The organism is Actinomadura sp. RB99 (assembly GCF_014706005.1).
Classification (GTDB): Bacteria; Actinomycetota; Actinomycetes; order Streptosporangiales; family Streptosporangiaceae; genus Spirillospora.
Genome location: NZ_JABMCA010000054.1, coordinates 16,362 through 35,270 on the forward strand (window position 1 = coordinate 16,362; position 18,909 = coordinate 35,270).

The 18,909-nt window shown below is 73.9% G+C and carries 17 protein-coding genes; 9 read left to right on the forward strand and 8 right to left on the reverse strand.

Annotated features, from left to right (window positions below):
- The 5 genes from amrb99_RS35090 (at position 1) to amrb99_RS35110 (ending at position 5,094) form a co-directional block, all read left to right on the forward strand.
- Positions 1–975 carry a sugar ABC transporter permease gene (locus tag amrb99_RS35090; protein WP_347256978.1) on the forward strand — a complete coding sequence of 325 codons (975 nt, stop codon included), beginning with the start codon at positions 1–3 and terminating at the stop codon, positions 973–975.
- Positions 972–1,826, forward strand: a complete 855-nt coding sequence (locus amrb99_RS35095; protein ID WP_347256979.1) for a carbohydrate ABC transporter permease — start codon at positions 972–974, stop codon at positions 1,824–1,826. The genes amrb99_RS35090 and amrb99_RS35095 overlap by 4 nt, the downstream gene beginning before the upstream one ends.
- Complete coding sequence (locus amrb99_RS35100; RefSeq protein ID WP_190864420.1) at positions 1,823–3,079, forward strand: 6-phospho-beta-glucosidase; 1,257 nt, start codon at positions 1,823–1,825, stop codon at positions 3,077–3,079. The genes amrb99_RS35095 and amrb99_RS35100 overlap by 4 nt, the downstream gene beginning before the upstream one ends.
- The gene (locus tag amrb99_RS35105) at positions 3,079–4,086 is read left to right on the forward strand and encodes a BadF/BadG/BcrA/BcrD ATPase family protein (RefSeq protein WP_190864421.1); all 1,008 of its coding nucleotides are present in this window, start codon (positions 3,079–3,081) and stop codon (positions 4,084–4,086) included. Before amrb99_RS35100 ends, amrb99_RS35105 begins: the two co-directional genes overlap by 1 nt.
- Positions 4,087–4,164: 78 nt before the next feature.
- Positions 4,165–5,094, forward strand: coding sequence for a TIGR03619 family F420-dependent LLM class oxidoreductase (locus amrb99_RS35110; RefSeq protein WP_190864423.1), 930 nt, complete (start codon positions 4,165–4,167; stop codon positions 5,092–5,094).
- Between the two features lie 43 nt (positions 5,095–5,137).
- On the opposite strand, the gene amrb99_RS35115 is transcribed toward amrb99_RS35110, so the two are convergent.
- Together amrb99_RS35115 and amrb99_RS35120 are read right to left on the reverse strand one after the other, a co-directional pair.
- The gene (locus amrb99_RS35115) at positions 5,138–5,578 is read right to left on the reverse strand and encodes a winged helix-turn-helix transcriptional regulator (RefSeq protein WP_190864425.1); all 441 of its coding nucleotides are present in this window, start codon (positions 5,576–5,578) and stop codon (positions 5,138–5,140) included.
- 104 nt (positions 5,579–5,682) lie between these two features.
- The gene (locus amrb99_RS35120; protein WP_347256980.1) at positions 5,683–6,705 is read right to left on the reverse strand and encodes a LacI family DNA-binding transcriptional regulator; all 1,023 of its coding nucleotides are present in this window, start codon (positions 6,703–6,705) and stop codon (positions 5,683–5,685) included.
- Positions 6,706–6,853: 148 nt separating this feature from the next.
- Between amrb99_RS35120 and ugpC (amrb99_RS35125) the strand changes: the two genes are divergently transcribed.
- Positions 6,854–8,101: a sn-glycerol-3-phosphate ABC transporter ATP-binding protein UgpC gene (gene ugpC / locus amrb99_RS35125; RefSeq protein WP_190864430.1), complete on the forward strand. Its 1,248-nt coding sequence runs from the start codon at positions 6,854–6,856 to the stop codon at positions 8,099–8,101.
- A 145-nt stretch (positions 8,102–8,246) separates the two neighbouring features.
- Here the strand turns inward: ugpC (amrb99_RS35125) and amrb99_RS35130 are convergent, their stop codons facing one another.
- From amrb99_RS35130 to amrb99_RS35150, 5 genes are all read right to left on the reverse strand, one after another.
- Positions 8,247–9,260 (reverse strand): carbohydrate ABC transporter permease, encoded by a 1,014-nt coding sequence (locus amrb99_RS35130; protein WP_190864432.1) that lies wholly within the window; start codon positions 9,258–9,260, stop codon positions 8,247–8,249.
- Positions 9,257–10,642, reverse strand: coding sequence for an ABC transporter permease subunit (locus tag amrb99_RS35135; RefSeq protein WP_190864434.1), 1,386 nt, complete (start codon positions 10,640–10,642; stop codon positions 9,257–9,259). Before amrb99_RS35135 ends, amrb99_RS35130 begins: the two co-directional genes overlap by 4 nt.
- Positions 10,643–10,660: 18 nt before the next feature.
- Entirely contained in the window at positions 10,661–11,998 is a 1,338-nt protein-coding gene (locus tag amrb99_RS35140) for an extracellular solute-binding protein (protein WP_190864436.1), read from the reverse strand.
- A complete protein-coding gene (ugpC, locus tag amrb99_RS35145) occupies positions 11,995–13,224 on the reverse strand; it encodes a sn-glycerol-3-phosphate ABC transporter ATP-binding protein UgpC (protein ID WP_190864438.1) in 1,230 nt (409 codons plus the stop codon). Before ugpC (amrb99_RS35145) ends, amrb99_RS35140 begins: the two co-directional genes overlap by 4 nt.
- Positions 13,225–13,456: 232 nt before the next feature.
- Positions 13,457–14,566: a Xaa-Pro peptidase family protein gene (locus amrb99_RS35150; protein WP_347256981.1), complete on the reverse strand. Its 1,110-nt coding sequence runs from the start codon at positions 14,564–14,566 to the stop codon at positions 13,457–13,459.
- Between the two features lie 217 nt (positions 14,567–14,783).
- Here amrb99_RS35150 and amrb99_RS35155 point away from each other — a divergent pair, with 217 nt between their 5' ends.
- The 3 genes from amrb99_RS35155 (at position 14,784) to amrb99_RS35165 (ending at position 18,440) form a co-directional block, all read left to right on the forward strand.
- On the forward strand, positions 14,784–16,316 hold the full coding sequence (locus amrb99_RS35155; protein WP_190864442.1) for a SpoIIE family protein phosphatase: 1,533 nt from the start codon (positions 14,784–14,786) through the stop codon (positions 16,314–16,316).
- Between the two features lie 93 nt (positions 16,317–16,409).
- On the forward strand, positions 16,410–17,330 hold the full coding sequence (locus tag amrb99_RS35160) for a 5'-3' exonuclease (RefSeq protein ID WP_190864444.1): 921 nt from the start codon (positions 16,410–16,412) through the stop codon (positions 17,328–17,330).
- A 375-nt stretch (positions 17,331–17,705) separates the two neighbouring features.
- Positions 17,706–18,440 carry a cyclic nucleotide-binding domain-containing protein gene (locus amrb99_RS35165; RefSeq protein WP_190864446.1) on the forward strand — a complete coding sequence of 245 codons (735 nt, stop codon included), beginning with the start codon at positions 17,706–17,708 and terminating at the stop codon, positions 18,438–18,440.
- Positions 18,441–18,572: 132 nt separating this feature from the next.
- Here the strand turns inward: amrb99_RS35165 and amrb99_RS35170 are convergent, their stop codons facing one another.
- The gene (locus amrb99_RS35170) at positions 18,573–18,758 is read right to left on the reverse strand and encodes a hypothetical protein (RefSeq protein ID WP_190864448.1); all 186 of its coding nucleotides are present in this window, start codon (positions 18,756–18,758) and stop codon (positions 18,573–18,575) included.
- Positions 18,759–18,909: the final 151 nt, after the last annotated feature.

Consider the following 18,909-nt stretch of genomic DNA (forward strand, 5'->3'; position numbering starts at 1 on the left):
GTGGCCTCCGGCTCGCTGCGCCTGCCCCTGCGGCGCGGCCGGCTCGGGACGGCGTCCCGGGCCGGCCGCCGGCGGCGGCTGCGGGTGCTGGCGTTCCTGTCGCCGTGGCTGGCCGGGTTCGGGCTGTTCTTCGCCTACCCGCTCGCCGCGACCGTCTACTTCTCCTTCACCCGCTACAACCTGTTCACCTTGAAGTACGTCGGGCTGGACAACTACCGCTACCTGCTGCACGACGGCGACGCCTGGGCGGCGATGCGCAACACGCTGTGGCTGGTGGCGGTCCTCGTCCCGCTCCGGGTGCTGTTCGGGCTCGGCGTCGCGCAGCTCCTCACCCGGATCAGGCGCGGCGGCAACCTGCTGCGGGCGGTGTTCTACGTCCCGTACCTGATCCCGCCGGTGTCGGCGACCGTGGCGTTCGTGTTCGTGCTGAACCCCGGCACCGGCCCGTTCCCGGTGATCGCCCGCCATCTCGGGTTCTCGCTGCCGGACTTCTTCAACGACTCCGCGTGGGCCAAGCCCGGCCTGTCGCTGCTCGGGCTGTGGGCGGTCGGCGACGTCATGATCATCCTGCTGGCGGCGCTGCTGAATGTGCCCCGGTCGCTGTACGAGGCGGCCGCCATCGACGGCGCCGGCCCCTGGGCGCGGTTCCGGCACATCACGCTGCCGACGGTCTCGCCCGTCCTGGCGTTCGCCGCCGTCACCGGCGTGATCGAGACGCTGCAGTACTTCACGCAGGCCATGGTCGCCGGGAAGGTCGCCGCCGGGCAGGCCGACCTGCCCGGCACCCAGTTCGCGCCCGGCTACCCCGGCGGGTCGACGCTGACGTTCCCGCAGTGGCTCTACGACGAGGGGTTCCGGCAGTTCAACATGGGATACGCGTGCGTGCTGGCGCTGGTCATGTTCGTCATCGCGATGGCGTTCACGCTCCTCCTGCTGCGGCAGTTCCGCGCGTTCGCCGGAGAGGAGGCGCAGTGACCGCCACGACGGGAGCCGTCCCGGCCCACGGGGGGCGGGGCCGCCGCACGCTGATGTGGATCGCCACGCACGCCGCCGCGGTCGTCCTCGCGGTGATGTTCCTGGCGCCGCTGGCGTTCATGTTCCTCACCGCCGTGATGAGCGACTCGCAGGCGCTCAGCACCTCGCTGTGGCCGAGGGAATGGCACTTCGAGAACTTCCGCCGCGCCTTCAGCGGCGACATGGTGCGGTGGACGGTCAACAGCACCGTGTACGCGGCGCTGTCGACCGCGCTGATGCTGGTGTCCAGCGTCCCGGTCGCCTACGCGCTGGCGCGCTTCCGGTTCCGCGGCCGCAACCTCGCGCTCGTCGTGGTCATCTCGGCGATGATGCTGCCGCCGCAGGTGACGATGGTGCCGCTGTACATCGTGTGGTCCCGCTTCCACCTCACCGGGACGCTCTGGCCGCTGATCATCCCGCAGGCGTTCGGCGACGCGTTCTCCATCTTCCTGCTGCGCCAGTTCCTGGTGACGATCCCGCGCGAGTACGCCGACGCCGCGCGGGTCGACGGCTGCGGGGAGCTGCGCACCATGCTGCGGGTCGTGCTGCCGATGGCCAAGCCCGCGCTCGCGGCCGTCGCGCTGTTCCAGTTCTTCTACTGCTGGAACGACTACTACGGGCCGCTGGTGTACGCCAAGCCGGAGAACTGGACCCTCGCGATCGGCGTGGCGACGTTCCGCGCCGCGCACCACGTCGAGTGGAACCTCACGATGGCGGCGACGCTGCTGACCATCATGCCGGTGCTGGTGGTGTTCTTCCTCGCCCAGCGCGTGTTCATCCAGGGTGTGACGTTGACGGGAGTGAAGGGTTGAAGCTGACGGTCATCGGGGGCGGGTCCACCTACACCCCGGAGCTGGTCGACGGGATCGCCCGCGAGCGGGCGGCGCTGCCGGTGTCGGAGCTGGTCCTCGCCGACCCGGACGCGCGGCGGCTGGAGCTCGTGGGCGGGCTCGCCGCGCGGATGCTGGCCCGCGCCGGCCACCCCGCGAAGGTCGTCACGACCGGCGACCTCGACGCGGCCGTGGACGGCGCCGCGGTCGTGCTGGTCCAGCTCCGGGTCGGCGGGCAGGCGGCCCGGCGGGTCGACGAGACGCTGCCGCTGGAGTGCGGCTGCGTCGGGCAGGAGACCACCGGGGCGGGCGGGCTCGCCAAGGCGCTGCGCACCGTCCCGGTCGTGCTGGACATCGCCGAGCGCGTCGCCGCACGTGCCCCGGACGCGTGGATCATCGACTTCACCAACCCGGTCGGCATCGTCACCCGCGCGCTGCTGGACGCCGGGCACCGCGCCGTCGGGCTGTGCAACGTGGCCATCGGCGTGCAGCGCCGCGCCGCCGCGCTGCTCGACGCGGCGCCCGAGCGGATCGCGCTCGGCCACGCGGGCCTCAACCACCTGACCTGGGTGCGCTCGATCGCGCTGGACGGGCGCGACGTCCTGCCCGAGCTGCTCGACGGCCACGCCGAGGACCTGGCCGGAATGTCCGGGCTGCCCGCGCCGTTCGTGCGACGGCTCGGCGCAGTCCCGTCCTACTACCTGCGCTACTTCTACGAGCACGACCGTGTCGTGCGCGAGCAGCGCGGCGCGCCGACGCGCGCGGAGGAGGTCGCCGCACTGGAGCGCGACCTGCTCGCCATGTACGCCGACCCCGTCCTGGACACCAAGCCCGCGCGGCTGGAGGAGCGCGGCGGCGCCTACTACTCCGAGGCCGCCGTGCAGCTCGCCGTGTCGCTGCTCACCGGACGCGGCGACGCGCAGGTCGTCAACGTCCGCAACGGCGGCACGCTCCCGTTCCTGGACGACCGGGCCGTGATCGAGGTGCCCGCGCGGATCACCGCGTCCGGGCCGGTCCCGCTGCCCGTCCCGCCGCTCGAGCCGCTGTTCTCCGGGCTGGTCGCGCACGTGTCCGGCTACGAGGAGCTGGCGCTGGACGCGGCGCTGCGCGGCGGCGTCGAGCGGGTCGCGGACGCGCTCTTGGCCCACCCGCTGGTCGGGCAGCTCGCGTTCGCCGACCGGCTCGCCCGCGACCTGGTCGCCGCGAACCGCGCCCACCTGCCGTGGGCCGCCTGATGGCCGCAGCGCCGGCGCGGCGCCGGGACGAGGTGCTCGTCGCGGTGGACGGCGGCAACAGCAAGATCGACGCGGCCGTGGCGGGGACCGGCGGGGAACTGCTGGCGACCGCGCGCGGCGCCGGGTTCCGGCCGCAGGCCACCGGGCTCGACGGCGCCGTGGACGCGCTCGCCTCGGTCATCGGCGCCGCGCTCGCCGAGGCCGGCGTACCGCCCGGCGACGTCGTCCACCTCGCCGCCTACATGGCCAACGTCGACCTGCCGGGCGAGGAGGAGCGGCTGGAGGGGCTGCTGCTGGAGCGGGGGCTCGCGCCCACCGCGGTGGTCGGCAACGACACGTTCGCGCTGCTGCGCAGCGCGGTCACCGAGGGCTGGGGCGTCGCGGTCGTCTGCGGCGCCGGCATCAACTGCGCCGGCGTCGCCCCCGACGGCCGCACCGCCCGCTTCCCCTCGCTCGGCGAGCACACCGGCGACTGGGGCGGCGGCGGCGCGCTCGGCCGCGCCGCGCTGTGGCACGCCATCCGCGGCGAGGACGGCCGCGGCCCGCGCACCGCGCTGACCGGCGCGGTCGCCGCCCACTTCGGCGTGGACCGTGCCATCGACGTCGGGCTCGGCATCCACCTCGGCGAGTTCGACGAGGGGCGGCTCACCGCCCTCGCGCCGGTGCTGATCGACACCGCCGAGGCCGGCGACGCGGTGGCGCGCGAGGTCGTGCTGCGCCTGGCCGAGGAGATCGCCGTCCTCGGCTCGGTCGCGCTGCGCCGCCTCGGCCTGCTGGACTCCCCGGCCGACGTGGTGCTCGGCGGCGGCGTGCTCGCCGCCCGCCGCCCGCTGCTGATGGACGCGGTCGCCGAGCGCTACGCGGCCCTCGCGCCGCGCGCCCGGCTGATCGTCCCGGACGACCCGCCGCTGCTCGGCGCCGCGCTGCTCGCGCTGGACCATCTGGCCGCCCCGCGCGCCGCGCACGCGGCGTTGCGGGAGGCGTTCCGGCGACCGCGAGTCCGGTAGATTCGGCGCTTCGACCACGCCGCACCGGGCTCCGCCCTTGACGCTGTAAGGTGCGGCCCGACGAGGAGGAGGAGCGCCGTGCAGATCGGGTTCGCAGTACCGGTGGCGGGGGCGTGGTCCACTCCGGCCAACCAGGTGCTGATCGCGCAGCGGGCCGAGGAGCTCGGCTACCACTCCCTGTGGACGCTCCAGCGCGTCGTCAACCCGGCCGGCTCGGCCGACCAGACCTACCGCAACGTGCCCGACCCGCTCGTCACGCTCGCCTACCTCGCGGGCTACACCAGCCGGGTGCGGCTGGGCGTCGCCGTGGCGAACATGCCGTTCTACTCCCCCGCCATGCTCGCCAAGCAGGCGATCACCCTGGACCACGTCACCGGCGGCCGGCTGGACCTCGGGCTCGGCAACGGCTGGATGCCGGAGGAGTTCGCCGCGGTCGGCGCGTCGATGGAGCGGCGCGGCGCCCGCGCCGAGGAGTTCCTCGCCGCGCTGCGCGCGATGTGGACGGGCGAGCCCGGCGAGGTCAGCGAGTTCCACGGCGAGTTCTACGACGTCCCGCCCGTCACCATGGACCCCCGTCCGCTGCAGGAGCCCGAGCCGCCGGTCCTGCTCGGCGGCGCGTCGGAGGGCGCGCTGCGCCGCGCCGGGCGGCTCGCCGCCGGCTGGGTCAGCTCCAGCCGCGCCGACCTGGCCGCGATCGGCCGCTCGATCGAGATCGTCCGGGACGCCGCCGACAAGGCCGGCCGCGACTCGGCGGCGCTGCGGTTCGTCTGCCGGGGCGCGGTGCGGGTCCGCACCGAGGAGGCCGCGCCGCCCGAGGACGGCCGGCGCCCGCTCACCGGCACCTACGAGCAGATCATCGCCGACTTCGCCGCGCTGGAGGAGCAGGGCGTGACCGAACTGTTCGTCGACCTGAACTTCGACCCGGAGCTCACCGGGCCGGACGCCGACCCGTGGGACTCGATGTACCTGGCCCGCGAGGCGCTGGAGGCGTTCGCCCCGCGTTCGTGAGCGCGCGCGCCGCACGCGCCGGGGCGGCCGCCCGCGCGCGTCCTCACAGCGACGGGCGGCGCCCCTCCCACGGGGTGCTGAGCACGACGGTGGTCCGGGTGGCGACGTTCGCCGCCGCCCGGATCTGCTGCAGCAGCTCCTCCAGCTCGTTGGGGGACGCCACCCGGACCTTCAGGATGTAGCTCTCGTCGCCCGCGACCGAGTGGCAGGCCTCGATCGCCTCCAGGTGGGTCAGCCGGTCGGGCGCGTCGTCGGGCGCCGCCGGGTCGATCGGCTTGATCGACACGAACGCGGTGAGGGGCAGCCCGATCTGCTCGTTGTCGAGCTGGGCGGTGAAGCCCCGGATGACGCCGCGCTTCTGCAGCCGCCGCACCCGCTGGTGCACCGCCGACACCGACAGGCCCGTCCGCTTGGCCAGATCGGTGAAACTCATCCGCCCGTCGTCGGCCAGCAGCGCCATGATCTGACGATCGATCTCCTCCACGCGGGAAATCTAGCGTGCCGGGGCGGCGCACGTGACCCCAGCAGATCACAGATCAGCTCTAATCGCCCGTCCACCACCGGAAGCGGGCCCTGACGGCGGGGGGGTCAGCGCCGGGAGCCGCGCAGCGCGCCGCAGCTCCCCCGCACCACCAGCTCGGTCGGCAGCAGCAGCGGGCCGCCCCGGCCGCGCCGGGCCTGGTCGCGGAGCAGCAGCTCGCACGCCCGGTGGCCGATGTCGCGGCCCGGCCGCGCCACCGCCGTCAGCGGCGGGTCGCACAGCTCCGCCCACGCCACGTCGTCGACCATCGCGATCGACACGTCGGCGGGGACGCGCAGGTCCAGCTCCCGGGCCACCAGCACGGCGGCCTCGCCGAGCAGGTGCCCGGCGGCGAGCACGGCGGTCACGTCCGCGCGGCGCTGCAGCAGCCCCGCCGCGGCGGCGTACGCGGCGTCCCGCGCGGGCCGCGCCGCGACGACCAGGTCCTCCTCCACCGGGACGCCGAGCCGGGCCAGCGCGTCGCGGAACGCGCGCTCCCGCACGCCGGGACGCTCGCCGGGCGCGGCGCCGCCGAGGAACGCGATCCGCCGGTGCCCGAGCCCGGCGAGGTACTCCACCAGGGACCGGACGCCGCCGGCGTCGTCGGCGAGCACCGCGGGGATCTCCGGCAGGCCGGGCAGCACCCGGTCGGCGAACACCACGCTGGAGCAGACCCGGACGGCGGCGCGCCAGTCGGCCTCGTCCCCGGCGGGCAGCGCGATGATCCCGTCCACCCGCTGCTCGACGAGCCGGTCGACGATCTCGGCCTCCTGCGCGGGGTCGCCCTCCGACGCCTCCACGATCACGTGCCCGCCGAGCGTGCGGGCGCTGGCCAGCACGCCGGCGACCAGCTCGGCGTGGAAGGGGTCGGTGACGCCGGGCAGCACGAGGCCGATGCCGCCGCTGCGGCGCAGCTTGAGGCCGCGGCCGAGGGCGCTCGGCCGGTAGTCCAGCTCGGCGGCCGCGGCCAGCACCCGCTCGCGGGTCGCCGCGCTGACCGAGCCGCCGGAGAACACCCGGGACACCGTGGCGATGCCGACGCCCGCCGCGGCCGCCACGTCCTTGATCGTCGCCGATCGCCCGTCCCCCACCGGCCGCCTCGCCTCCCCATATCCGCAGATCTGCGATCTTATCCTGATCAACTCTCCCATGGAAACGATTCCATGTTGTTTACTCCAGCCATTGAGAGAAAGCCCTGCTGAGCAGGGGTGGATGGGAAACGTTTCCAAAGGGGGCGGGATGGCCGAGATCAAGCTGGACCAGGTGGACAAGGTCTACTCGGGCGGCGTCAAGGCGGTGGACGGCCTGGACCTGACGATCCAGGACGGCGAGTTCATGGTGCTGGTCGGCCCGTCCGGCTGCGGCAAGTCGACCGCGCTGCGGATGATCGCCGGCCTGGAGGAGATCAGCGGCGGCAAGATCTCCATCGGCGGCCAGGTCGTCAACGACCTGGCGCCCAAGGACCGCGACATCGCGATGGTGTTCCAGAACTACGCGCTCTACCCGCACATGACCGTCGAGCAGAACCTGGCGTTCGGCCTGAAGCTGCGCGGCACGCCGAAGTCGGAGATCAAGCAGAAGGTGCACGAGGCCGCGAAGATGCTCGGCCTCGAGCAGTTCCTGTCCCGCAAGCCCGCCGCCCTGTCCGGCGGCCAGCGCCAGCGCGTCGCGATGGGCCGCGCGATCGTCCGCGAGCCGCAGGCGTTCCTGATGGACGAGCCGCTGTCCAACCTCGACGCCAAGCTCCGCGTGTCCATGCGGGCCTCGCTCAGCCAGCTGCACGAGCGGCTCGGCGTCACCACCGTGTACGTCACCCACGACCAGATCGAGGCGATGACCCTCGGCTCGCGGGTGTGCGTGCTGCGCGAGGGCAAGCTGCAGCAGGTCGACACCCCGCAGCGGCTGTTCGACAACCCGGTCAACATGTTCGTCGCCGGGTTCATCGGCTCGCCCGCGATGAACTTCGTCACCGCCCGGCTCGACCGGGGCGACGGCGGCGCGCAGGTCTCCTTCGCCGGGTTCTCGCTGCCGGTGCCGGACGCGCTCCTCAACGACCGTCCCGCGCTGCGCGACTACATCGGCAAGGAGGTGATCCTCGGCGTCCGCCCGTCCGACTTCGAGGACGCCGCGCACGCCAACCCCGACTGGGCGCCGATGTCGGTGAAGAGCAGCGTCACCGAGGAGCTCGGCAGCGAGATCAACGTCATCTTCACCATCGACGCCCCGCCGGTCGAGCACAAGGACACCGCCGACCTCGCCGAGGACGCCGCCGAGGGCGATGCCGACATGGCGATCCCGCTGGTGGACAACAAGGCGCTGTGGACCGCCCGCGTCAACTCCCGCTCGCACGTGCGGCCCGGGCAGGACATCGACCTGGCCGTGGACACCAAGCGGCTGCACTTCTTCGACCCGGCCAGCGGCCTCGCGATCGGCCACCCGGGCGCCGCGGCCGCCGCCGCGCCGGACCTGAAGAAGGCCGTCGACTGATCCCGGCGGCCCCGGCCGGAGGCCGGAGCCGCCCCCGGTGACGCGAAGGCCCGTGCGGGGCGATCCCCCGCACGGGCCTTTCCCGTCTTCGCGCCATGCCCGGCGCGCGCACCGGTACGCCCAGCGCGCCGCACGGGCGCGTCCGCTACTTGACCGAACCGGCGAGGACGCCCTGGACGAAGTAGCGCTGGAAGGCGAAGAACACGACCAGCGGCACCAGCAGCGACAGGAACGCGCCGGGCGCGAGGATGTCGATGTTGCCGGTGAACTGCCGCATCTGCGACTGCAGCCACTTGGTCATCGGCTGCGCCCCGGTGTTGGCGAACACCAGCGCGACCAGCAGGTCGTTCCACACCCACAGGAACTGGAAGATGCCGAGCGAGGCGATCGCCGGGCCGCCCAGCGGGAAGATCACCCGCCGGAAGATCGTCCACTCCGAGCCGCCGTCCATCCGGGCCGCCTCCAGCAGGTCCCGGGGGATCGCGGCGAAGAAGTTGCGCAGCAGGAAGATCGCGAACGGCAGGCCGAACGCGACGTGGAACAGCACCACGCCGGTGATCGAGCCGTACATCTTGAACCCGCCGACGTCGATGTTCCCGTAGAGCTTCGCGACCGGCAGCAGCGCGACCTGCACCGGCACCACCAGCAGCGCGACGACGATCAGGAACAGCCAGTCGCGGCCGGGGAACTCCAGCCACGCGAACGCGTACGCCGCGAGCGAGGCGATCGCGACGACCAGCACCGTCGCGGGCACCGTGATGAGCACGGTGTTCCAGAACGAGTCGACGAAGTCGGGCTTGTCCAGCAGCGAGCTGTAGGCGCTGGTCGTGATCTGGGACGGGTGGGAGAAGATCTTCCACCAGCCGCCGGCGTTGTTGTCCTCGGTGGAGCGCAGCGACTCCACGAACAGGCCGAACGTCGGCACCAGCCAGAACAGCGCGACCAGCACCAGCAGCACCTGCACGACGGTGCCGCCGGCCCGGCCCACCAGGCGCGACGCCACGCTCCGGCGCGGCGCGCCCGCCGCCCCGTTCGCGGCGGCCGCCGCGGTGGTGCCCTTCGCCTCGCGGTCCTTCTCCGGCGCGGCGCCCGCACCGGTGCCGGTGCCGTCGTCCGGCGCGCCGTCCGGGGTGACGTCAGTGCCGTCCGCGGTGCTCATTTCCGCTCCTGCCGCAGTCGCCGGATGTTGAACAGCATGGCGGGCAGCACCAGCAGGAACAGCAGCACCGCGATCGCGCTGCCGGAGCCGGGGTCGTTGCCGCCGCCGAACGACTTGGTCCACATCTGCAGCGCCAGCACGTTGGCGTTCGGATCGCCGCCGCCGATGATGAACACCAGGTCGAACACCTTCAGCACGTTGATGACGAGCGTGACCAGCACGACGACCAGCACCGGGGCGAGCAGCGGGATCGTCACCCGCCGGAACACCTGCCACTCGGTCGCGCCGTCCACCCGGGCCGCCTCCAGCGCGTCGCGCGGGATCGCGGCCAGGCCCGCGGCGATCAGCACCATCGCGAACCCGGACCACACCCACAGGTACGACCCGATGATCGCCGGCGTGATCAGCGTGCTGCCGAGCCATTCGGCGCCGCCGTAGGAGGCGGTGAAGTTGCTCTTCGGCAGCCGCAGCGTGACCGGGCCCGACGGCACCTTCTTCAAGGTGAACGCGCCGTCCTTGCCGGTGGTCGCCGTGGCGACGACCTTCCCGCCGCGCACCGCCTCCACCTTGACGCCGGGCAGCCCGGACTCGCCGGCGTTCGGCTTGTTCAGCTCGCCGCCGCCGCCCTTGGTGAAGTCGAACCAGACGGTCCCGGTCACCTGCCCGGCCTTCGCCGCCGGCGGCTGCGCGGCCGGCTTCGCGTCCTTCGGCAGGTACTCGGGCTTGACCTTCACGAGGGGCAGCAGCGCGGTCTGCCCTGCCGACACCGGGCTGGACCCGACCACCGCGCCGCCCTGCATGTGGACGAGCTGGTCGCCGCCGGTGCGCGGGCCCGCGCCCGGATAGGCGGTGCCCGACTTGAAGGTGTCGTGGATCGCGACCAGTGCCGCGTTCGCCACGCCCTGGTCGGGGTCCTGCTGGTACACCAGCCGGAAGATGACGCCGGAGGCGAGGAACGAGATCGCCATCGGCATGAAGACGACGAGCTTGAACGCCGTCGCCCACCGGATCCGCTCGGTGAGGACGGCGAAGAACAGCCCGATGATCGTGACGAGCGTGGGCGCGACCACCACCCACACCACGGTGTTGCGCACCGCGACGAGGTCGTCGTGCCCCTGGAACACCCCGGTGTAGTTGTCGAAGCCGACGAACGAGCCGCCCGAGGCGTCGAAGAAGCTGCGGATCACCGAGTACACGATCGGGTACACGACCAGGAAGCCGAGCAGCAGCAGCGCGGGCAGCAGGAACATCAGCGCCAGCCACGACGGCGGCGTCAGCCGCTCGCGCGCGCCGCGCCCGCGGCCCGGTGCGGCAGGGCCGGTGACGGCGGCGGCGCCGCCGGCCGTCGCGGCCGGCGGCACCCCCTCATTCGTAGGCTTCATCCGGGGTCGTCCGCTCCCCTACTTGAACGCCTTGGCGGCCGCGGCCTCCAGCTTGGCCTGCGTCCCCTTGACGTCGGTCGGCTTGCTCACGAACTGGCGCAGCGCCTCCCACTCGCCGGCGCCCGGCGTCGCGCCGAACGCGGCGGGCGCGAGGTCGGACATGTCGTAGCGGGCGGCGTCGCCGGCCTGCTGCATCTGCTGGATCAGCTGCTTGGCGATCGGGTCGGAGTAGGCGTCCGGCGGGACGGACTTGTTCGGCGTCAGGTAGCCGCCGAGCCCGGCCCAGACCTTGCCGGCGTCCGGGGAGGCGAGGAACTTCATCAGCGCCTGCGCGCCCTTGCCGTCCTTCATCGCGACCGCGACGTCACCGCCGATGACCGCCGGGGCGGTGTCGCCGGCCTTCGGGAAGGCGAACACCTTCGCGTCGGTGCCGACCTTGGCCTTGGTGGTGCCGATGTTGGCCGCGGCGAAGTCGCCGCCGTAGGCCATCGCGGCCTTGTTCTGGCCGAAGACCTGCGTGATCGACTCGTCGAACTTGGTCTTGGTCGCAGTGGCGACGCCGCCGTTGAGGAACTGCGGCTTGCCCCAGATCTCGGCGAGCGTCTGCAGCGCCTTGGCGACCGTCGGGTCCGTCCACTTGATCTCGTGCTTGGCCAGCTTGTCGTAGTTGTCCGGGCCGGCCTGCGAGAGGTAGACGTTCTCGAACCAGTCGGTCAGCGTCCAGGAGTCCTGGGGGCCGGCGGCCAGCGTGAACGGGGTGGTGCCCGAGTCCTGCAGCGTGCCGGCGTCCTTCACCAGGTCGGCCCAGGCCGCCGGGGGCTGGACGCCCGCGTCGGAGAACGCCTGCGGCCGGTACCAGATGATCGACTTGTAGGCCGCCTTGGCGATCACGCCGTAGGTCTTGCCCTGGTAGGAGCCGAGGTCCTTCCAGTACGGCGAGAAGTTCTGCGACACCTCCGACACCACGTCGTCGGCCAGCGGCTTCAGCTGGCCCTTGGCGGCGTACTGCTGCATCAGGCCCGGCTGCGGCAGGATCGCCACGTCCGGCGGGTTGTGCGCGGCCAGCTTCGGCCCGAGGTAGGCGTCGGTGTTCTCACCGGTCGAGGCGTACTGGACGGTCGCGCCCGTCTGCTTCTCGAACGCCTGCAGGACCTTGCGGAAGTTGGTCTCCTCCGTCCCGGTCCACTTGGCGGCCACCGAGACGGTGACGCCCTTCAGCTCCGTCCCCCCGGAGGTCTTCGAGCCGCCGCCCTTGTCGTCGTCGCCACCGCCGCACGCGGCCGCGGCCGACAGCAGCAGCCCCGCCGCGACGGCGGCGCCCACCGTCCGGTGGCCCATCCCTCTGCTGACCCTCATCCCTCATCCTTCCTGAGCGAACCGGCCGCGTCCGATCCCCAGATCGACGCGCCGGACTCGATATCGAAGAAGTGCAGGCGACCGGTGTCGACGCGGATCGTCACCGGGTCGCCGACCTTCACGCGGGTGCGGGGGCTGAACCGCGCGACCAGGTCCGTGCGGGGCCGCTCCATGTGCCCCAGCACGTCGGTCCCCGCGTCCCGGGCGAGCTCCTTGGTGTCCTCGGTGACGACCTGGGCGGCCTCGACCGCGAAATGGACCAGCACGTCCGAGCCCATCGCCTCCACGAGGTCGGCGGTGGAGGTCAGCCCGGACCCCTCGGGCGTCTCCACGAGCTCGGAGTCCTCCATGTCCTCGGGACGGATCCCGACGACGACGTCGCGCCCGAGGTAGGACGCGAGGCCGGGGCGCTCGTGCAGCACCGCGGCCGGCAGCGTCAGGGTCTGGCCGCCGATCTCCAGGCGCGGGTTCGCCGCGTCCCCGGACAGCGCGCCGTGCAGCAGGTTCATGGCGGGTGAGCCGATGAAGCCGGCGACGAACAGGTTCGCCGGCCGGTCGTAGAGCTCCTGCGGCGGTGCCACCTGCTGGAGCTCGCCCTTCTTCATCACCGCGACCCGGTCGCCGAGCGTCATCGCCTCGGTCTGGTCGTGCGTGACGTAGATCGTGGTGACGCCGAGGTCGCGCTGGATGCGGGCGATCTCCGCGCGCATCTGGACGCGCAGCTTGGCGTCGAGGTTGGACAGCGGCTCGTCCATCAGGAACGCCTGCGGCTCGCGGACGATCGCGCGGCCCATCGCCACCCGCTGCCGCTGGCCGCCCGACAGGTTGCGCGGCTTGCGGTCCAGGTGGTCGGTCAGGCCGAGGATCTCCGCGGCGCGGTCGACCTTCTCGCGGATCTCGGCCTTGGGCAGCTTGCGCAGCGACAGCCCGAACCCGATGTTGTCCCGCACCGACAGGTGCGGGTAGAGCGCGTAGCTCTGGAAGACCATGGCGACGTCGCGGTCGCGGGCGGGGACCCGGTTGACGACGCGGCCGCCGATCGTGACGGTGCCCTCGGAGATGTCCTCCAGCCCGGCGACCATCCGCAGGGCGGTGGTCTTGCCGCAGCCGGACGGTCCGACCAGCACCAGGAACTCCCCGTCGGCGATGCTGAGGTTCAGGTCGGTCACGGCCCGCGTCCCGTCGGGATAGACCTTCCCGACGCTGGTCAGGTCGACCTCTGCCACGGCGTCTCCTCTGCTCGACAAGCGCTACCCCGGCGTAACTCGAAACAAGGTGGTACATGGCGGGACGGCCGGACCGCAATACGCGCGGCACCGGCTGGCGCATTTAGTACAGAGATCGTTACCGGCCTGTTTCCGGGTCATTTTCCGCCGACCGAAAACAAGCAGAAGGCGCGGACGAAAACGTCCGCGCCTTCGCGCCCTCACCCCCCGGAGGCCCCGGGAGGCCGGAGGATCAGCCGACGACCACCAGGCCCCGCTCCGTCACGTTCATCGGCTCGTGGCCGTCCTCGGTGCACACGACGATGTCCTCGATGCGCGCGCCGTGCGGGCCCGGGTAGATGCCCGGCTCGATCGAGAACGCCATTCCCGGCTCCAGCGGCTCGCGGTTGCCCGCCACGATGTACGGGTCCTCGTGCGACTCCAGGCCGATGCCATGCCCGGTGCGGTGGAAGAAGTGCTCGCCGTGCCCCGCCGCCGCGATGACGTCGCGGGCCGCCGCGTCCACCGCCTCCGGTGTCACGCCCGGCCGGACCGCCTCGCGGGACAGCCGCTGCGCCTCCTCCAGCACCGCGAAGTAGGCGGCGTAGTCGGCGGGCGGCTCGCCCACGCAGTAGTTGCGGGTGGAGTCCGAGCAGTAGCCGCTCGGCATCGTCCCGCCGATGTCGACCACCACCGGCTCGCCCGCGCGGATCACCCGGTCCGACAGCTCCGCGTGCGGGTTCGCGCCGTTCGGGCCCGACCCGACGATGACGAAGTCGACGGCCTCGTGGCCCTCCGCGATGATCGCGTCGGCGATGTCCCGGCCGACCTCCCGCTCCGTCCGGCCGGCCCGCAGGAACTCCGGCACGCGCCGGTGCACCCGGTCGATCGCCGCGCCGGCCTCGCGCAGCGCGGCGACCTCGGCCGCGCTCTTGCGCATCCGCAGCTCCCGCAGCACGCCGCCCGCCGCGACCTGCTCGGCGCCCGGCATCGCGGCGCGGAACCGCAGCGCCATTACCGCCCACATCCGGTCGGCCACGCCCACCGACGCCAGGCCGCCCGGCAGGCGGCGGGCGACCAGCGCGTACGGGTCGTCGGTCTCGTCCCACGGGACCAGTTCCACGCCGAGCGAGCCGGCGGGCGACTCCTGCGCCGCCGGCAGCTCCAGCCGCGGCACGACCAGGAACGCCTCGCCGTCCGCCGGCACCACCAGGCAGGTGAGCCGCTCGAGCTGCTTGGCGTCGTAGCCCGTGACGTAGCGCAGGTCCGGGCCGGGCGTCAGCAGGACCGCGCCGAGGCCCGCCTTCGCGGTCGCCTCGCGCACCCGCCCCAGCCGCTCGCGCGGATACAACTCCGTTGTCACATCCGTCTCCATACCGGTCGCGGTGCCGGGCCGCCCCGCCGCCGGGCGTGGGCCGCGCCGCGGATCACCGCTTCCTCCTCCCCTGTGACCTGCTCCTGTTACATTCTGTCCGTGCTCCGACACAGTTCGCACCGCCTCGGATACCGCACCAGGATCCCAACAACGCCGCCGGGCCGCCGCCCCGGCCCGCCCGCGCCGCCGCGCCGCGGCTGAGCCGATGCGGCGCACCCGAGACACCGCCGGACGCGAGGATACGGCGGCGGCCCGCGTTCCCACCCTCGCCGAGCGGCCCGCCGTCGAGCCGCCCACCGCCGGGCAGGCCACCGTCGAGCAGGCGAAGGGCGTGCTGGCGGAGCGGTTCGGCTGCGACGTGGAGACCGCCTACGACCGGCTGCTGGAACTCGCCGCCGGGGCCGGCGTGGAACCCGAGACGGCCGCCGCGCTGCTGCTCGGCGCCGCCCCGAACGCAGCGGCCCAGGCCCGCCTCCCGGCCGCGCCGGCGTCCGGCCGGGCTCCGGACCGCGGCGACGTGCCGCTTCCGCGCGCCGCTTCCGCCGGCGACCCCGCCGGCCCGGAGGACGACGCCGATCCCGCCGCGCGGCTCGCGCTCGTCGAGCGGCTCGGCGGCCTCGGCTGGGGCCGCTGGGACCTGGCCACCGGCGGGGCCCGCTGGTCCGCCGGGCTGTACGAGCTGTTCGGGCGGGACCCCGCCGCCGGGCCGGTGCCCCTGGACCGGCTCGCCGAGCACGTCGTCCCCGCCGACCGGCGGCACGCCGAGCACTTCACGCGCGCCCTGCTCGGCCGCCGCGAGCCCGCCGAGGCGGAGTTCCGCGTCCGCGCCGGGGGCGCCGTCCGGCACCTGCGCGCGATGGCCGAGCCGGTCCTGGACGCCCGCGGCGAACCCGTCGCGCTGCGCGCCGTCTTCCAGGACGCCTCGCGCGGCCGCTGCGACGAGCTGCTGGCGGCCACCCGGCTCCAGCTGGTGCGGCAGCGCCGCCGCGTCGCCGAGGAGCGGCGCACCGCCGTGGAACTGCAGCGCGCGCTGCTGCCCCTCCCCCGCGGCCCGCGCGACCTGCCGGGGCTGCGCGCCGCCGTCCGCTACCTGCCCGCCTGCGGCGCGACGCGGGTCGGCGGCGACTGGTACGAGGCGACCCCGCTGTCCGGCGGCGAGGTCTTCCTCGCGATCGGGGACGTGGCCGGGCACGGGCCGCCCGCCGCGGCCGGGATGGCGCGCGTCCGCAACGCGCTCAGCGGCCTGGCCTGCACCGGCGCGCCGCCCGACCGGCTGCTGGCGGCGCTGAACCGGATGCTGCTGAACCGGACGCCGCTCGACGAGCCCGCGCGCGGGCGGGACCGGCCGCTGACCGCGAGCGCCGTCGCCGCCCGCTACGAGCCCGGGTCCCGCGTCCTGACCTGGGCGCGGGCCGGGCACCCGCCGCCGCTACTGGTCCGCGACGGCGCCGCCGCGCTGCTGGAGGCCCCCGAGGGCGTGCTGCTCGGCGCGCACGAGGCGCCGGACCTGGAGGCGGTCATCACCCGGCTGCACCGCGGCGACCTGCTGCTCTTCTACACCGACGGGCTCGTCGAGCGCCGCGACCGCGACCTCGCCGACGGGTTCCGGATGCTGCTCGCCGCAGCGGCGGAGCGTCCGGGCGCCGGGCCCGACGCCGTCATCGACCACGTGCTGCGCTCGCTCGGCGCCGCCAATCCCGACGACGACACGTGCGTGCTCGCCGTGCGGGTCGCCTGAACCGAGCCGACCGGCCCGCACGTCCGGGCGGCGCGTCCGGGCGGCCTGCCGTGGCGCCGCCGGGATGTCGGGGGCGCGTGGGAGCATGAGGCCATGAGCGGGCTGATGCTGCTGGACACGCCGTCGTTGTACTTCCGCGCCTTCTACGGGGTGCCCGAGTCGGTGACGGCGCCGGACGGCATGCCGGTGAACGCCGTCCGCGGGCTGATCGACATGATCGCCCGGCTCGTCCAGGACCGCTCCCCCGACCGCCTCGTCTGCTGCATGGACGCCGACTGGCGGCCGGCGTTCCGGGTCGAGGCGCTGCCGTCCTACAAGGCGCACCGGGTCGCCGAGGACGGCGGCGACCAGACGCCCGACGCGCTGGAGGCGCAGCTGCCCGTCATCGACGCGGTGCTGGACGCGTTCGGGCTGGCCCGCATCGGCGTCCCCGGCTACGAGGCCGACGACGTCATCGGCACCCTCGCCGTGCGGGGCGCGGCGGACGGCCCGGTCGACATCGTCACCGGCGACCGGGACCTGTTCCAGCTCGTCGACGACGCCGGCCCGGTGTCGGTGCTGTACACCGCGCGCGGCATCAGGAACCTGCAGGTCATGGGCGAGGCGGAGGTCGCGGCCAAGTACGGCATCCCCGGCCGCGGGTACGGCGACTACGCGACGCTGCGCGGCGACCCGAGCGACGGGCTGCCGGGCGTGCCGGGCGTCGGCGACAAGACCGCCGCCGCGCTGATCACCCGGTTCGGGTCGGTCGACGGCATCCTGGCGGCGCTGGACGCGGGGATCACCGACGGGTTCCCGGCGGGCGCCCGCAAGCGGATGGAGGCGGCGCGGGAGTACCTGGCGTCCGCCGAGACCGTGGTCCGGGTCGTCACCGACATCGACGCGCCGGAGCTGGCGAAGCTGGACGACCGGCTGCCCTCCGAACCGCGGGACGCCGAGGCCCTGGTGGAGCTCGCCGACTCCTGGAACCTTTCCAGTCCCGTGAACCGCCTGCTGAACGCCCTTTCCCGCTAGCCCGCCGGTCCCGCCGCGCCGCGGGACGCGCACGGATTCTCGCGGCGTGGGAATTCCCGGCTGCAATTTTCCGCGAAAGTGTCAGATGACGCAGACGCGGTGCGCCCGCGCGCGCAGCATGTGGATCAATGAGGGGTTCTCCTAGGGACATGCGGAGAGCACGCACGCCGCCGCGGGACGGGCGATGACGGCCGTCGACCGGGCACCGGGTCCGGCCGCGGCGGCCGCACGAGCGGACCGGTATCCGCGGCACTGGGCCTCACCGCCCCACTCCCCCCATCTGCCGCGGGTACCGGTTCACCAGGCGGCGCGCACCGGCGCGCGCCCGTCCGTCCCGACCCGTGAGCCCCGCGGGGCTCGGAAAGCCGGCACCCCGTGAACACCAGGACACCGCCCCTCGGCGGCCTCGCCGCCCCCGCCGCGCCCGGCGGCGACGGCTTCTGGACCGAGCTCGACCACGGCCAGCGCGCCGCGCTGGCGGCGGCGGCCCGGCAGCGCAACTACCCGGCGCGGGCGCCCCTGTGCTACCAGGGCGAGGACTCCGACCACATCATCGTCATCCGGTCGGGCTGGGCGAAGGTGACGTCCACGACGCCGGACGGCCACGAGGTGGTGCTGGCCGTGCGCGGCCCCGGCGACCTGGTCTGCGAGAGCGCGGTGCTCGGCAGCCGGCACCGGTCGGCGACCGTCACCGCGCTCACCCCGGTCCGCGGGCTGGTCGTCCCGGCCGGCCGCTTCACCGCGTTCCTGGACGCCCATCCGGGCGTCTGGCGGCTGGTGAGCGGCACGTTCGTGCGGCGGCTGGACGACGCGGACCGGCGGGTGCGGGCGAACGTGTCGGCGCAGGGCGCGCGGCGGCTGGCGATGCTGCTGGCGCATCTCGCCGAGCTGTCGGCGGCGTACGCGCCGCCGTCCGCGGACGGTTCGGTGGACATCGGCCCGCCGCTGTCGCAGGAGGAGCTGGGCAGCTGGATGGACGCTTCGCGCGAGACCGTCGCCCGCGCGCTCGCGGTGCTGCGCCGCGCGGGCCTGGTACGGACGGGGCGCCGGCGGATCACCGTGGTGGAGCCGGGCGCGCTCCGCGCGTTCGCGCACGACCCCGCCGACTGACCGGCCCGATGCCTTTACGTTGTAGATCACGAACGCGCGGGCGGTGGCGGTGAACACGGCGGCGCCTGTGCGGACCTGCGCTGTCGCGGAGTTGTGCTGGTGCGGCCTCCGGCGGTGCGGGGCCGAGCGCGGTCAGCGCCGGCGGCGGCGCGTGTAGTGGCGCCAGTCCCGGCCGGCGCCGACGCCCGCGAAGTGCAGCGACAGGAGCAGCAGCCCGAGGACGGTCAGCGTCCCGTTGTTGATGGCGTCCGACGACACGTCGGCGAGGTCGGCGAGCAGGGCGAGGGCGAAGACGATCGCGGCGACGATCGCGAGCATGGTGTCCTCCGTCGGGGGGTTCGGGACGCGCCGGGCGCCCCGCGGGTACCGTCCCGATCACCGTTCGCGGGCCCGCGAAAACGGCGCCCCGGTTTCGGACGCCCGAATCAGCCGCCGATGCCTTGTCCCGAGCTCTGCCCCGAACACTGCC

Excerpts from the sequence above, each read along its gene's own strand:
- amrb99_RS35135 (WP_190864434.1), bottom strand. The coding sequence starts at position 10,642 with ATGAAGCCTACGAATGAGGGGGTGCCGCCGGCCGCGACGGCCGGCGGC.
- amrb99_RS35130 (WP_190864432.1), bottom strand. The coding sequence starts at position 9,260 with ATGAGCACCGCGGACGGCACTGACGTCACCCCGGACGGCGCGCCGGAC.
- amrb99_RS35140 (WP_190864436.1), bottom strand. The coding sequence starts at position 11,998 with ATGAGGGTCAGCAGAGGGATGGGCCACCGGACGGTGGGCGCCGCCGTC.
- ugpC (WP_190864430.1), top strand. The coding sequence starts at position 6,854 with ATGGCCGAGATCAAGCTGGACCAGGTGGACAAGGTCTACTCGGGCGGC.
- amrb99_RS35155 (WP_190864442.1), top strand. The coding sequence starts at position 14,784 with ATGCGGCGCACCCGAGACACCGCCGGACGCGAGGATACGGCGGCGGCC.
- amrb99_RS35160 (WP_190864444.1), top strand. The coding sequence starts at position 16,410 with ATGAGCGGGCTGATGCTGCTGGACACGCCGTCGTTGTACTTCCGCGCC.
- amrb99_RS35170 (WP_190864448.1), bottom strand. The coding sequence starts at position 18,758 with ATGCTCGCGATCGTCGCCGCGATCGTCTTCGCCCTCGCCCTGCTCGCC.
- amrb99_RS35105 (WP_190864421.1), top strand. The coding sequence starts at position 3,079 with ATGGCCGCAGCGCCGGCGCGGCGCCGGGACGAGGTGCTCGTCGCGGTG.